The organism is Geobacillus thermopakistaniensis (assembly GCF_000498995.1).
GTDB lineage: Bacteria > Bacillota > Bacilli > Bacillales > Anoxybacillaceae > Geobacillus > Geobacillus thermoleovorans.
This window is the reverse complement of record NZ_AYSF01000034.1, coordinates 196,525-209,419: the sequence shown is the minus strand read 5'-3', so window position 1 is coordinate 209,419 and position 12,895 is coordinate 196,525. Positions and strand designations below refer to the sequence as shown.

At 52.8% G+C, this 12,895-nt stretch carries 15 protein-coding genes, 1 pseudogene and 1 riboswitch; of the genes and pseudogenes, 3 read left to right on the top strand and 13 right to left on the bottom strand.

All coding sequences use genetic code 11. The features are described 5' to 3' along the window. Both T260_RS132670 and T260_RS01000000137890 read left to right on the top strand, forming a co-directional pair. Positions 1-492 (top strand): ExeA family protein (locus tag T260_RS132670; protein WP_023633702.1); only part of this gene is annotated, 492 nt, incomplete at its 5' end. Between the two features lie 432 nt (positions 493-924). Next, positions 925-1,782: pseudogene (locus tag T260_RS01000000137890) on the top strand (transposase family protein). A 517-nt stretch (positions 1,783-2,299) separates the two neighbouring features. Here the strand turns inward: T260_RS01000000137890 and sufB are convergent. From sufB to T260_RS132700, 6 genes are all read right to left on the bottom strand, one after another. Further along, a complete protein-coding gene (gene sufB / locus T260_RS132675; protein ID WP_011232461.1) occupies positions 2,300-3,697 on the bottom strand; it encodes a Fe-S cluster assembly protein SufB in 1,398 nt (465 codons plus the stop codon). Positions 3,698-3,703: 6 nt separating this feature from the next. Continuing rightward, positions 3,704-4,153: a Fe-S cluster assembly sulfur transfer protein SufU gene (sufU, locus tag T260_RS132680; protein WP_013144310.1), complete on the bottom strand. Its 450-nt coding sequence runs from the start codon at positions 4,151-4,153 to the stop codon at positions 3,704-3,706. Beyond that, positions 4,143-5,363 carry a cysteine desulfurase gene (locus T260_RS132685; RefSeq protein WP_023633700.1) on the bottom strand — a complete coding sequence of 407 codons (1,221 nt, stop codon included), beginning with the start codon at positions 5,361-5,363 and terminating at the stop codon, positions 4,143-4,145. The genes sufU and T260_RS132685 overlap by 11 nt, the downstream gene beginning before the upstream one ends. Beyond that, complete coding sequence (gene sufD / locus T260_RS132690) at positions 5,360-6,670, bottom strand: Fe-S cluster assembly protein SufD (protein ID WP_011232464.1); 1,311 nt, start codon at positions 6,668-6,670, stop codon at positions 5,360-5,362. The genes T260_RS132685 and sufD overlap by 4 nt, the downstream gene beginning before the upstream one ends. 17 nt (positions 6,671-6,687) lie before the next feature. Beyond that, on the bottom strand, positions 6,688-7,467 hold the full coding sequence (sufC, locus tag T260_RS132695) for a Fe-S cluster assembly ATPase SufC (protein ID WP_011232465.1): 780 nt from the start codon (positions 7,465-7,467) through the stop codon (positions 6,688-6,690). Between the two features lie 232 nt (positions 7,468-7,699). Next, a complete protein-coding gene (locus T260_RS132700; protein ID WP_011232466.1) occupies positions 7,700-8,062 on the bottom strand; it encodes a carboxymuconolactone decarboxylase family protein in 363 nt (120 codons plus the stop codon). Between the two features lie 176 nt (positions 8,063-8,238). On the opposite strand from T260_RS132700, the gene T260_RS132705 reads away from it, so the two are divergent. Continuing rightward, on the top strand, positions 8,239-8,430 hold the full coding sequence (locus T260_RS132705; protein WP_014196683.1) for a hypothetical protein: 192 nt from the start codon (positions 8,239-8,241) through the stop codon (positions 8,428-8,430). A 127-nt stretch (positions 8,431-8,557) separates the two neighbouring features. Here T260_RS132705 and T260_RS132710 read toward each other — a convergent pair whose 3' ends face one another. From T260_RS132710 to T260_RS132740, 7 genes are all read right to left on the bottom strand, one after another. Next, on the bottom strand, positions 8,558-9,409 hold the full coding sequence (locus tag T260_RS132710; protein ID WP_014196684.1) for a MetQ/NlpA family ABC transporter substrate-binding protein: 852 nt from the start codon (positions 9,407-9,409) through the stop codon (positions 8,558-8,560). 15 nt (positions 9,410-9,424) lie between these two features. Continuing rightward, entirely contained in the window at positions 9,425-10,093 is a 669-nt protein-coding gene (locus T260_RS132715; protein ID WP_011232468.1) for a methionine ABC transporter permease, read from the bottom strand. Further along, on the bottom strand, positions 10,083-11,111 hold the full coding sequence (locus T260_RS132720; protein WP_011232469.1) for a methionine ABC transporter ATP-binding protein: 1,029 nt from the start codon (positions 11,109-11,111) through the stop codon (positions 10,083-10,085). Before T260_RS132720 ends, T260_RS132715 begins: the two co-directional genes overlap by 11 nt. 87 nt (positions 11,112-11,198) lie before the next feature. Beyond that, positions 11,199-11,308: riboswitch (SAM riboswitch) on the bottom strand. A 73-nt stretch (positions 11,309-11,381) separates the two neighbouring features. Then, complete coding sequence (locus T260_RS132725) at positions 11,382-11,729, bottom strand: hypothetical protein (protein WP_025039296.1); 348 nt, start codon at positions 11,727-11,729, stop codon at positions 11,382-11,384. Positions 11,730-11,874: 145 nt separating this feature from the next. After that, positions 11,875-12,192 carry a thioredoxin family protein gene (locus T260_RS132730; RefSeq protein ID WP_011232471.1) on the bottom strand — a complete coding sequence of 106 codons (318 nt, stop codon included), beginning with the start codon at positions 12,190-12,192 and terminating at the stop codon, positions 11,875-11,877. Further along, positions 12,189-12,548: a toprim domain-containing protein gene (locus tag T260_RS132735; protein ID WP_011232472.1), complete on the bottom strand. Its 360-nt coding sequence runs from the start codon at positions 12,546-12,548 to the stop codon at positions 12,189-12,191. The genes T260_RS132730 and T260_RS132735 overlap by 4 nt, the downstream gene beginning before the upstream one ends. 98 nt (positions 12,549-12,646) lie before the next feature. Continuing rightward, complete coding sequence (locus T260_RS132740) at positions 12,647-12,883, bottom strand: YusG family protein (protein WP_011232473.1); 237 nt, start codon at positions 12,881-12,883, stop codon at positions 12,647-12,649. Positions 12,884-12,895 lie beyond the last annotated feature (12 nt).

Here is a 12,895-nt window from a genome sequence, read left to right as displayed (position 1 = left end):
GACTTGTTTTATCAAATCCAACAAGGGATCGAGCGCTTGTATCATGAACAACGGGTAACGTCAGTGTTCATCCTCGATGAAATGCATTTAGCGAAGGATGCCTTTCTGCAGGATATCGCGATCCTGTTCAACTTTCACATGGACTCAACAAATCCGTTTGTCTTGATTTTGGCGGGGCTGCCCCATTTACAGGCAAAACTACGGTTGAATCAACACCGTCCGCTTCACCAACGAATCATCATGCGATACCAGATGGGGCCTCTTGATAAGGAAGAAGTGGTAGGATATATCGAACACCGCCTGAAACAGGCGGGGGCGAAACACCCGATTTTTACCCCAGCTGCCTTAGAAGCGATCGCCCTGCAGTCGCAGGGGTGGCCGCAGATCATCAACAACCTCGCCACCACTTGCCTGTTATACGGCGCTCAATTAAAAAAACATATGATTGACGAAGACATTGTGCGTATGGCAGCCGAAGAAATGGGGTACTGACACAGCAGGGGCTGATCGGCCCCTGTTATGTTTCATCCCGATCCATCCTCATTCTAGTTAATCATCCGAAATAATGTGCAAATGTTCGGAAATAATCTGCAAAACCTGGAATAATTCGCAAAGATTTTGCACATTATTTCCGAATCCGTCCGAAATAATTTGAAAAAGGGATTCTGAAATAATGTGCTAATTTACACCATGGGTCAATATAAAAATTGCAATTATGTTTTACATTCAGCCAATCACTCGCAATGTTATAGCTTAGTCGAAATTGTATGGATGTCAAAACAGAAACAAAAATTGGAAATTTTTATGTAGATGAGCAAATTCACTAATAGAAATTAACAACCAAACAAAAAGGAGACATGAACCGGACTCCTTTGGGAAAATAGATGTGCTCAAAACCCATTCACACAAGGAGGTTCATGTCTCATGAATAGATTAGCACATCACCAAGGAATCGACAAGTTTTTCTTCACGTTGGGGTTGACGCTGCAACTTTCCAAACCGGTCTTGAAGTATCTCGTTCACCATGTCGATGCATTGACCACCAAGGGATGTTCGGGAACGTTGACCGATGTCCATCACTGGAGTTTTTATCCGAATCAACGAGCGACACTCAGCCACTTTTTTACGAAAAGCCCTTGGAACGAGGAAAGGCTGCTTGAGAAGCTTCAAGAGTGGATCCTTTGCCGGGTCGAACGCCTAACCCGCCAAACGCTCACCGGAGCCTGCTTGAAAAAGGGATTCCCTATCATCGCGATGCTCAAGATGAACCGGATTCTCTATAAAGGGCATCGCCGTTCAAGCGAAGCCGTTTGCCCGCTATATCGAGCCCAAAGACACTCGCCTCCATCACGGTAGGTCAGAATTGTTGCCGCGTGTATCGCTATGAGGGGACCATCCATGGCCCCGATGACGCGGTGGTGCTGCTGGCTTGGAAGGCGGATCAACCGATGACACCGGAACATCTTCATAGCGTCCTGAGCACCGACCAAGAGCTCGGTGACGAAGGCATCTTACGTTATTACATCTAGTGCTGGGCGATTGCGTGCTTTTTCCGGCGAGCAAAAGGCCAACTGAAGTCTGATGGTACGGTATTCACCACATTCGGGCGGTGAAACGGTATGGGGCGATGATGCTCTCCTCATAGCATCGCCGAATCCCAGCAAGACCTCTCCGCCGAATTGGAGCTTCTTCGATAGCGGAAAGGCCATAGAGTTCATTGATGACGCTGCAAAGCAAGATATTCCCATTGATGTGATCAAAAAACAGCTCCATGTCGCCTAAGGGATGTCCTGTTTGTCTCTCTAACCATAGAAATCATTGTAATGAAAAAATGCTCATCTACAGTTTAATTGTAAAAAAAAAGATTATTGGTCAATAAAAAGTTGTACCTAACTCAAACATATCTTTCTTAGTCTCTCCAATTTTTTGTTTCATTCCCCCTTTGGGGAGTTGCGCCAATACCGCCGGATCGTCCGTTCCTTCGATTAGGGCTCGAAGGATCCGCTGAGACGACATCCCGCTGATGTCCGATACAACCGAAGCCAGTTTGATGTTGGCTCTTTCCAGCACTTTTTGGCATGGAAAAGGAACGACAGGGGAGCGCCCAAAAAGAGCGCTCCCCTAAAAACATGCTCCCATGAGGGAAGAAATGGCCTGCGGAGCGGCCTTGACGCTTCCGGAGATCACCGGAAAGAATAAGGGACGGCGGCCGCTCCCTTGTTTTGTCCTGCGTTGATCATGTGGGCGTTTTGTGGGTCAAGCGCCCACGCTGGAGCGCTCCACCCTTGATTCATCAAGCTTACCCAATGCTTCCTTCCATCTCGAATTTGATCAAGCGGTTCATCTCGACCGCGTATTCCATCGGCAGCTCCCTTGTAAACGGCTCGATGAAGCCCATGACGATCATTTCCGTCGCTTCCTGCTCGGAAATGCCGCGGCTCATCAAGTAGAACAGCTGCTCTTCCGACACTTTCGACACTTTCGCTTCGTGTTCGAGCGACACGTTGTCGTTTAAAATTTCGTTGTACGGAATGGTATCGGATGTCGACTGATTGTCGAGAATGAGCGTATCGCATTCGATGTTCGAGCGCGAGCCGGACGCTTTGCGGCCGAAATGGACCATGCCGCGATACGTCACCTTGCCGCCTTGTTTGGAGATCGACTTCGAGACGATCGTCGATGACGTATTCGGGGCCAAATGGATCATTTTCGCCCCGGCGTCTTGATGCTGCCCTTTGCCGGCGATGGCGATCGACAGCGTCAAGCCGCGCGCCCCTTCGCCTTTTAAGATGACGGCCGGGTATTTCATCGTCAGCTTCGAGCCGATGTTGCCGTCGATCCATTCCATCGTCGCGTTTTCTTCGCAGACGGCGCGCTTCGTCACCAAGTTGAAGACGTTGTTCGCCCAGTTTTGGATCGTCGTGTAGCGGCAGTAGGCGCCTTTTTTGACGATGATTTCCACAACCGCGCTATGAAGCGAGTTCGTCGTGTAAATCGGCGCTGTACAGCCTTCGACGTAATGGACGTGCGCCCCTTCGTCCACGATGATGAGCGTCCGTTCAAACTGCCCCATGTTTTCCGAGTTGATGCGGAAGTACGCCTGAAGCGGCGTATCGACTTTGACGCCTTTCGGGACGTAGATGAACGAACCGCCCGACCAGACGGCCGAGTTGAGCGCCGCAAATTTGTTGTCCGTCGGCGGCACGACTTTGGCGAAATACTCGCGGAACAAGTCTTCGTTTTCCTTCAGCGCCGAGTCGGTGTCTTTAAAGATGACGCCGAGTTTTTCGAGGTCTTCTTTCATGTTGTGGTAGACGACTTCCGATTCGTATTGCGCCGAGACGCCGGCCAAATATTTTTGTTCCGCCTCTGGAATCCCTAATTTATCGAACGTCGCTTTGATCTCCGCCGGCACCTCATCCCACGAACGGCCCGATTTTTCCGTCGGTTTGACGTAGTACGTAATTTCATCGAAATCGAGGCTTGACAAGTCGCCGCCCCATTGCGGCATCGGTTTGCTGTAGAAGATGTCGAGCGCTTTTAAGCGGAACTCGAGCATCCATTGCGGCTCGTTTTTCATCCGCGAAATTTCTTCGACGACTTCACGCGTCAGGCCGCGCTGGGCGCGGAAGACGGAGACGTCTTTATCGACGAAGCCGTACTTGTATTCACCAATTTCCGGGGCTTTTTTCGCCATCTCGGTTCACCTTCCTTCATGTTCATGATTGTGCAGCCCTTTTTCGAGCGCTTTCCACGCCAACGTCGCGCATTTAATGCGGGCGGGAAATTTGGAAACGCCTTGGAGCGCCTCGATGTCGCCAAGATCGACCGAATCGTCGTACTCTTTCCCTTGGATCATGTCGGAAAAAATGTGGGCGAGCCGAAGCGCTTCCTCCACCGTTTTTCCTTTGATCGCCTGCGTCATCATCGACGCCGACGACATTGAAATCGAACAGCCTTCGCCTTCAAATTTGACGTCGGCGACTTTTCCGTCTTCGACTTTCATCGTCAAGTGGATGCGGTCGCCGCACGTCGGGTTGTTCATGTTGACATCGACGTTCGTTCCTTCAAGCACCCCGCGGTTTCGCGGGTTTTTATAATGATCCATAATGACTTGGCGGTAAAGCTGATCCAACGGATGGTTAGAAGACATGGCTGAAGTACTCCTTCGCTTTCTGTAATGCGGCGATGAATGCATCGATTTCCTCTTTGGTATTGTAAAGGTAAAAGCTCGCCCGGGCGGTCGCCGTCACGCCGAGCCATTTCATGAGCGGCTGGGCGCAATGGTGGCCGGCGCGGATGGCGATTCCTTCGGCGTCAAGGACAGTCGCCACATCGTGCGGATGCACCCCGTCGATGTTGAACGTGACAAGCCCCGCCCGCTCTTTCGGGCCATAGACGGTGACGCCTTCGATGTCCGCCATTCGTTCAAGCGCATATTGCGCCAGCTCATGCTCATGGGCGGCGATGGCGTCCAAGCCTACTTGTTCAAGGAAATCGATCGCTGCACCAAGGCCAATCGCCCCGGCGATAATCGGCGTGCCGCCTTCAAACTTCCACGGCAGCTCTTTCCACGTCGAGTCGTACAGCTCGACAAAATCGATCATTTCACCGCCGAACTCGATTGGCTCCATCTGCTCAAGCCATTTCTTTTTGCCATATAATACGCCGATTCCCGTCGGCCCGCACATTTTATGGCCGGAAAGGGCGAGAAAATCGCAATCAAGTTCCTGAACATCGACCTTCATATGCGGAGCGCTTTGCGCCGCATCGACGACGACGACCGCCCCGCGCTCATGGGCGATGCGGGCGATCTCCCGCACCGGGTTGATCGTCCCAAGCACGTTGGACACATGGGCGATGGCGACGATCTTCGCCGCTTTGGTGATGGCCGCCTCAACGTCGCGCAAATCGATCGTGCCGTCTTCCTGCAGCGGAATGTATTTCAGCGTTGCGCCCGTTTGTTTCGACAGCTGCTGCCATGGGATTAAGTTGCTGTGATGCTCCATGTACGTGATGACGATCTCGTCGCCTTCTTTGACATTGGCGCGCCCGTAGCTTGCAGCGACCAAGTTGAGCGCAGCGGTCGTGCCGCGCGTAAAGATGATTTCCTGCGCCGATTGGGCGTTTAAAAACCGCCGCACTTTTTCGCGCGCGCCTTCGTACGCATCGGTCGCCTTCGTCCCGAGCGTATGGACGCCGCGGTGGACGTTCGAGTTGTACTCGCGGTAGTAGCGGTCAAGCGTCTCAATCACCGGCAGCGGCTTTTGCGACGTCGCCGCGCTGTCAAAATAGACGAGCGGATGGCCGTTCACTTGCTGATGCAAAATCGGAAACAACGCGCGAATTTCGTTCACATTCATGATTGAACTTTCCTTTCAATCACTTCAATTAATTGGTTTTTCACGCCTTCAAGGGGAATCGCCTCGACAACCGGCGCCAAAAAGCCGTGGATGATGAGCCGTTCCGCATCGCGTCTCGGAATGCCGCGGCTCATTAAGTAATACAACTGGATCGGATCGACGCGTCCCACCGATGCCGCGTGGCCCGCCATGACGTCGTCTTCATCAATGAGCAAAATCGGGTTCGCATCGCCGCGCGCTTTTTCGCTCAGCATCAAGACGCGCGACTCCTGGTCGGCGTTTGACTTCGACGCGCCGTGCTCAATTTTGCCGATGCCGTTGAAAATCGAGGTCGCGCTGTCGCGGACGACGCCATGTTTTAAAATGTAACCTTCCGTATGCCTGCCGTAATGGACGACGCTGGTCGTAAAGTTTTGCACTTGCTCGCCGCGGCTGACCGCGACTGTTTTCGTATCGCCGAACGAGCCGTCGCCGACAAGGCGGGTGATGTTCTCGGAGACCGTGTTGCCGTCATTCATCAGCCCGAGCGCCCATTCGATCCGTCCGTCGCGCCCGGCGATGCCGCGCCGATTGACATACGTCGTTGTGCCTTTGGCCAAATGGTCGACGGCGGCGAAAAAGACGCTTGCGTTCGCTTGGGCAAACACCTCGGCGGCCACATTGACGACCGCTTTTCCTTCTCGGCTTGCCGATATATAGTTTTCGACAAACACGACGCGGCTGTTGTCTTCCGCGACAATGATCACGTGGTTAAACAAGGCGATGTCATCTTCGTCTTGAATATAGACCGCCTGAAGCGGCGTTTCAATCTCCACGTTTTTCGGGACATAGACAAACACGCCGCCGTTGAGCAGCGCCGCATGGAGCGCGGCAAGGCGGTGCTCATCCGGCTTGACCGCCGTCATCAAATAGTTTTTCAGCAAGTCGCCATGCTCGCGCGCTGCTGTGAAGATGTCGGTAAAAATGACGCCTTTTTCTTTTAATTCATCGGACAGCGACACGTACGCCGGCGTATGGTTGCGCTGCACGTACAAGTTTTTCGTTCCTTCGCCCGCCTCGATGAGCGCCTTGACCGCTTCCGGCAAATCGTCAAGACCATCATACGGCGCGCTGTCGACCGTGTGGCGGGCGAACTCGGTGAAATTCCATTTGTCGATTTTCGTCTTCTCCGGTTTCGGAAGCGGCAGCCGCTCCGCCAGCCGAAGCGCCTCAAGGCGCCGCGCCGTCAGCCAGTCCGGCTCGCCGCGCCCGCTTGAGAACGTGCGGATGTATGTTTCATCGAATGGGATTTTCGTTTCTGTCGCCATAATCCTCCTCCTAACGCTTACGCTTCTTGTCCGACCGTTTCGTCTTCAATGCCAAGCTCTTTTTTGATCCAGTCGTACCCTTCCGCCTCAAGCCGCTGCGCCAGTTCCGGACCGCCGGATTTGACGATGCGCCCTTGCATCATGACGTGCACGTAATCCGGCGTGATGTAGTTCAATAACCGTTGGTAGTGAGTGATGATCAAACAGCCGAATTCGCTGCTGCGCATTTCGTTGACGCCTTTGGCGACAATTTTCAGCGCGTCAATGTCCAATCCGGAGTCGATCTCGTCCAAAATGGCGATTTTCGGTTCAAGCATCATCAGCTGCAAAATTTCATTTCGCTTTTTCTCCCCGCCCGAGAATCCTTCGTTCAAGTAACGGTGCGCCATATCCGGGTTCATTTCGAGAAACGCCATTTTTTCATCGAGCTTGCGGATGAATTTCATGAGCGAAATTTCGTTGCCCTCGCCAAGCCGGGCATTGATCGCAGCGCGCAAAAAGTCGGCGTTCGTCACTCCACTGATTTCGCTTGGGTATTGCATCGCCAAAAACAGGCCGGCGCGCGCCCGTTCGTCGACTTCCATCTCAAGGACATCCTGGCCGTCGAGCGTCACCGATCCTTCTGTCACTTCATATTTTGGATGGCCCATAATGGCCGATGCCAGCGTCGACTTCCCCGTTCCGTTCGGACCCATGATGGCGTGGATTTCCCCGCCTTTGACTTCCAAGTCCACTCCTTTTAAAATTTCTTTTCCCTCCACGGCGACGTGGAGATTGCGAATCGTCAATACCGCCATGCAGCATACCTCCAATTCCCGATTGAGAGTCAGTTCGCTCGCTTGTCTTCTAGCGATCGTTCATTCTCATTTTATTCTCATTATAATTTTATAACAAATGAAAACTACCTGCAACTTTCCCGCTCTGTTTTCACTATGACCGTGTGAAAAAACAGCGCCTTTTACTATTTTACACGAAAACCTCAAGCTTGTACGAGTTTTTGCAAAAAAAAGACCCCGTTTTTTCCGGAGTCTAGTGAGCCGCCCGCAGCTCGCGGAGGCATTCTTGCACGAGCGTCACCGCCTGGCTCATCGCCGCCCCGCCGCCAAACGCGGCCGCCACCGCGCACGCTTCCAAAATTTCTTGTTCGGACGCTCCTTCATCAAGGCAGCCTTTCGCATGGTAAATCGTGCAATACTCATCTTGCGTCGCCAAGCTGATGCCAAGGGCGATCAATTGTTTTTCTTTTTTCGACAGCGCTCCCTCGGCAAAACAAGCTTCCGTAAATGCGTTAAACCGTTCCGCTACGTTCGGAAGTTTTTGGGTAAACGCCCCAAGCCCTTCCTTGTAGTGGCGAAGCGCGGATTCGACCGATGCATATGTTCCGTTGTTCATCTCCGTTTTCCTCCTTTGCTCGTGTCTGCTGTTAGTATGCATGAAGGAAAACGAAATTAAACAACGAATGGTATTGAAAGCGTGTGGAAACACCACCGTTTCGCGATCATAGATGGAACGTCATGATGAAAACCGCCTGTTCTGTTCAACTTCCATCATCAATACAAAAGGGGGAAATGCGATTGATTCGTTGGGTTGTCTTTGCCTTAACAGCCGCTTTCGCTTCGTTTTTGACGTGGATCATCATCGGCAACACCCTCGGTGAACAGGGAGACGGCGCCTTCAGCTTAACGGCTGTGATCGTCCTGCAAAACTGCGTCATCATCGTTATGCTCGCCGCCGTACTGGCGCGTTTGAACGGCCGATGAAGAGCGGAGAAACAGGTCGGCCGCGGCGCCCTCGGATTCAGAATCGTTTTAACCTTTGCTGCTTTCTTTTCGTTTAAGGGGAGCGGCTTTTTGGGGACAAAAAAGAAACGGAAGCGAAACGCTCCCGTTATTGATTGTTTTCCGCCGCTGGAATGACGGCGCCGTGGTATTTTTCTTTAATGAAATCTTGGATTTCTTTCGATTGCAGCACTTCGACAAGCGTTTTGATTTCTTTCCGGTTTTCATCGCCTTTGCGCACCGCAATAATGTTCACATACGGATTGTTTTTCGGCGACTCAACGGCGATCGGGTCTTTCGCCGGGTCCAAACCGGCGTCAAGCGCATAGTTGGCGTTGATCAGCACCGCATCGCCTTCGCCGTTTTTGTAAATTTGCGGCAGAAGCCCGGCGTCGACATCGGCCTTAAATTTTAAATGCTTTGGATTTTCGATGATGTCATTGACCGTCGCTTTCGTTTTATCGACGCCCGGTTTCAATTTAATGAGCCCTTTTTCTTGCAGCATCGATAAAATGCGGCCATGGTCGGCGACCGAGTTGCTCATGATGATCGTCGCGCCGTCCGGCAGTTCTTCAATGCTTTTGTATTTTTTCGAGTATAAGCCGATCGGCTCGATATGAATGCCGCCGGCGTTGACGAAATCATAGCCGTACTCTTTCTTTTGCGATTCCAAATACGGAATGTGTTGGAAATAGTTTGCGTCGATTTGCTTCTCAGCCAGCGCTTTGTTCGGCAAGATGTAATCTTGGAACGTAATGATCTCCAAGTCGATGCCTTTTTTCTTCAAAATCGGTTTCGCTTTTTCCAAAATTTCCGCATGCGGCACGTTCGACGCACCGACTTTCAACTTCACCAATTTGCCGTCTTTGCCGCCTTCCGCGCTGTCGTTATTGTTGCCGCCGCATGCCGCCAAAGCGAGCACGAGAATGGCGGCGAGCAACACACCCAACCATTTCTTCATCAGTTGTTTCCCCCTTTATCGTTTATCGATTTTCGAAGTGACAAAGTCACCGATCAGCTGAATGATAAATACAATGACCAACACCAATACGGTTGCGACAAATGTCACATCGTTATGGTTGCGCTGGAACCCTTCCAAATACGCCAAGTTCCCAAGCCCGCCGGCGCCGATGGCTCCAGCCATCGCTGTATAGCTGACGAGCGACACCGCCGTCACCGTAATGCCGGAGACAAGCGCCGGCAAAGACTCCGGCAGCAGCACTTTCCAAATGATCGTCCACGTTGAGGCGCCCATCGCTTGGGCTGCTTCGATGACGCCTTTATCAATTTCGCGAAGAGCGATTTCGACCATGCGGGCGTAAAACGGCGCGGCCCCAATGACCAAAGCCGGCAATGCCGCATTGGCGCCAAGCATCGTCCCGACGAGCCATGTTGTAAACGGAATGAGCAAAATGATCAAAATAATAAACGGAATAGAGCGGAAAATGTTCACAAACGCAGCAATCACTGTATTGACAAACCGGTTTTCCCATAGGTTGCCCTTCGCTGTCAAAAATAGAAGCAAGCCAAGAACGATTCCGAGGACGAAAGTGGCCGCCACCGCCACTCCCGTCATATACAGCGTCTCGACCGTCGCCGCCCACATCGTCTCCCATTGCACGTTCGGCAGGAGGTTAGCGAGCATCGTGAATCACCTCCACCGCTACTTGCTGGCGTTGAATATAGTCAAGCGCCCGGTCGATTTCATCCCTCGCCCCGTCGAGGTGCACGAACAGCACCCCATAGGCGCCTTGATGGGTTTGCGAAATTTTCCCTTGCAAAATGTTGACATCGACGGCAAACTGACGCACCACTTCGGTGATGAGCGGCTTTCCGGCTGCCGCGCCGACGAACGTCAGCTGCGCGATCAGCCCGCTCGGGTATTGGCCAAACAAATGAGAAATCGCCTCTTCCGTCTCCTCGGGCTCGATCAGCTGCTTGACGAACCGTTTCGTAATCGGTTGCTGCGGGTTGCGGAACACATGCAGCACTTCGCCTTGCTCGACGATTCGGCCGCTTTCCATCACCGCAACGCGGTCGCAAATTTTGCGGATGACGTGCATTTCATGGGTGATCAGCACAATCGTCAGCCCGAGACGCTTGTTGATGTCAACGAGCAAGTCCAAAATCGCATCGGTCGTCTGCGGGTCCAACGCCGATGTCGCCTCGTCGCACAGCAAGACTTTCGGGTTGTTGGCGAGCGCCCGGGCGATGCCGACCCGCTGCTTTTGCCCGCCGCTCAGCTGCGACGGGTAGGCATCCTCGCGCCCGGAAAGGCCGACAAGCTCGATCAATTCATCCACCCGCTTGTTCCGCTCCTCTTTCGGGACGCCGGCAATTTCAAGCGGAAAGGCAATGTTTTCCCTGACTGTGCGAGACCAAAGCAAGTTGAAATGCTGGAAAATCATCCCGATTTCTTGGCGCGCCTTGCGCAGCTCCCGCCCTTTCACGCGCGTCATATCGCGCCCGGCGACGACCACCCGGCCGCTCGTCGGCTTCTCGAGCCCATTGAGCAAGCGGATGAGCGTGCTTTTCCCAGCGCCGCTGTAGCCGATAATGCCGAAAATTTCTCCTTCGCGAATCTCAAGCGACACATTGTCGACTGCCGTGACCGAACCGTTGGCCGCTTGATAGATTTTCGTCACTTGTTCGAGTGTAATCATCGTTTCACCTTCCTCCCCAAGCGGCAGAGCGCAAAAAGAAAACCTTTCTGCCCGCAGAGAACAGAAAGGTATTGTGCACCATTCCGTCTCTTATCTCTCAAAGCAGGCCGCTTTGTGTGAATTGGCACCATTTCAGCACATGCGCTGACGGTTGCCGGGCTTCATTGGGCACATCCCTCCACCTCTCTTGATAAGAGCGCAACAATCGCCTATTCAATTGACTACGAATGTGATTGTATCATTGTCTGTCGAAGCGTGTCAACATCTTTTTTATCCGACGTCCCGATAAGGCTTGGCCAAATGGAGGAGCGATTCAAGAAGCAAAAGCTGGCGGAAGCTTCCTGACACGTGCACTTCACGCAACCGGACGAGCTGCTGCAGCTTCAGTTCGCCGTTCAGCAGGGACGCGAGCGCCTCTTTGGAACCGCGCACCGTCAATGTTTTCCGTTCATCGTTTTCCATCCCTCTAGCGGCTGATTCCTTGCCGATCAACAGCAAGGCGGTTTCGTCATCGCTTTCAAACCGAACATACAGCTGCTCATCCGGCAAAATCGGCACCAAATGGCGCAACACTTGCATCCGTTCCACGAACTGCCCAACTAATTCACGCATTTCCATGGATATCCCCTCCCCCATTTTTATTTTTTCACTTCCACCTGAAGAGGAGAAATCCTTTACAAAAATCTCGACAACCCGTTGACGAACGAGCGCCGTTTTTGTCATTTCCCAAGAAATGTGTCAAACAGCGTCAAAAAAAGGCGAATCATCGGGACGGCAAGCAGGCTTGAATCACTTCGTACAAATACGGAACGGAATGAAAGGCATACCACTTGCCTGCGACCGTTCCGTCCCTAAAAAGAAGCAGGCAAGGAACGCTTTCAATTTTCCACGCAACGGCCTGCTCAGGGATATAGTTGATGTCCGTTTCGTAAAACGGCAGCGCCGGAAACAACTGCTCCACCACCGTGAGCATCCGCCGCGCCAGCTGGCACGTGCCGCACAGCGGGGTATACAAGTAAAGGGCCAGAAGCGGCTCGACTTCCACCACTCGCATGACATCGTTTCGGTCGATCGCTTTCACTCGCCTCTTCCCCTCATGAGCGATTCGATGCGGACGTCGAAACGAGCGCGCAACAGCACTTGCGCCAAGTGCCAAGGCGGAGCGGCCGCCACTTCGCGATACGCCCGGTCAATGTAAAGATGCTCCGCCTCTGGAAACATGCGGCGAAACTGCCGGCGCAATTTTTCTCCCGCCTCATCGGCATCGGCCAAGACGTATACATCGCATCCTTCCAGCTCATCGGCCAGCTCCTCAAGGCGCGCATCACTGATCGTGCCGTTTGTGCAGACGATGACGACTGGTTCGTTCAGCACCGCCGCCACTTTTTGCTTGTCTGATCGCCCTTCGACGATGATCACTTTTTCCACGCGTCGCATGTCCGACCCACCTAACTTCAAATGAGGATACTATTATTGTATGTCTTGCGCCGGCCAAATGTTGAAAATGAAAAGCAACGGCCATCCACCGTTGCCTTTCAACACCAGCCCGCTTCCCCGTCGCAATCGACATATTTTTGGTCCGGCTCAACGGTAGCGGTCACCTGTTTGTAAATTCTTCCGTTTTGTTCGGTATACCCCTTTTTCAACGGGACGGCCGCCGGAAGCGGAAGGCGCCCGATGAGCTCTCCTTCCTCGTACAACTCCAGCGAGCGGCCGTTCAGTTTGCCGATGATCCGGTCCGTGACATCTATGCGCGTCGTTTGCAGCGCCATCGCGAGCACCCC

Bases quoted from the DNA above. Each gene is read 5' to 3' on its own strand.
- sufB (WP_011232461.1), bottom strand. From the start codon at position 3,697: ATGGCGAAAAAAGCCCCGGAAATTGGTGAATACAAGTACGGCTTCGTC.
- sufU (WP_013144310.1), bottom strand. From the start codon at position 4,153: ATGTCTTCTAACCATCCGTTGGATCAGCTTTACCGCCAAGTCATTATG.
- T260_RS132685 (WP_023633700.1), bottom strand. From the start codon at position 5,363: ATGAATGTGAACGAAATTCGCGCGTTGTTTCCGATTTTGCATCAGCAA.
- sufD (WP_011232464.1), bottom strand. From the start codon at position 6,670: ATGGCGACAGAAACGAAAATCCCATTCGATGAAACATACATCCGCACG.
- sufC (WP_011232465.1), bottom strand. From the start codon at position 7,467: ATGGCGGTATTGACGATTCGCAATCTCCACGTCGCCGTGGAGGGAAAA.
- T260_RS132700 (WP_011232466.1), bottom strand. From the start codon at position 8,062: ATGAACAACGGAACATATGCATCGGTCGAATCCGCGCTTCGCCACTAC.
- T260_RS132705 (WP_014196683.1), top strand. From the start codon at position 8,239: ATGCGATTGATTCGTTGGGTTGTCTTTGCCTTAACAGCCGCTTTCGCT.
- T260_RS132710 (WP_014196684.1), bottom strand. From the start codon at position 9,409: ATGAAGAAATGGTTGGGTGTGTTGCTCGCCGCCATTCTCGTGCTCGCT.
- T260_RS132715 (WP_011232468.1), bottom strand. From the start codon at position 10,093: ATGCTCGCTAACCTCCTGCCGAACGTGCAATGGGAGACGATGTGGGCG.
- T260_RS132720 (WP_011232469.1), bottom strand. From the start codon at position 11,111: ATGATTACACTCGAACAAGTGACGAAAATCTATCAAGCGGCCAACGGT.
- T260_RS132725 (WP_025039296.1), bottom strand. From the start codon at position 11,729: ATGGAAATGCGTGAATTAGTTGGGCAGTTCGTGGAACGGATGCAAGTG.
- T260_RS132735 (WP_011232472.1), bottom strand. From the start codon at position 12,548: ATGCGACGCGTGGAAAAAGTGATCATCGTCGAAGGGCGATCAGACAAG.
- T260_RS132740 (WP_011232473.1), bottom strand. From the start codon at position 12,883: ATGGCGCTGCAAACGACGCGCATAGATGTCACGGACCGGATCATCGGC.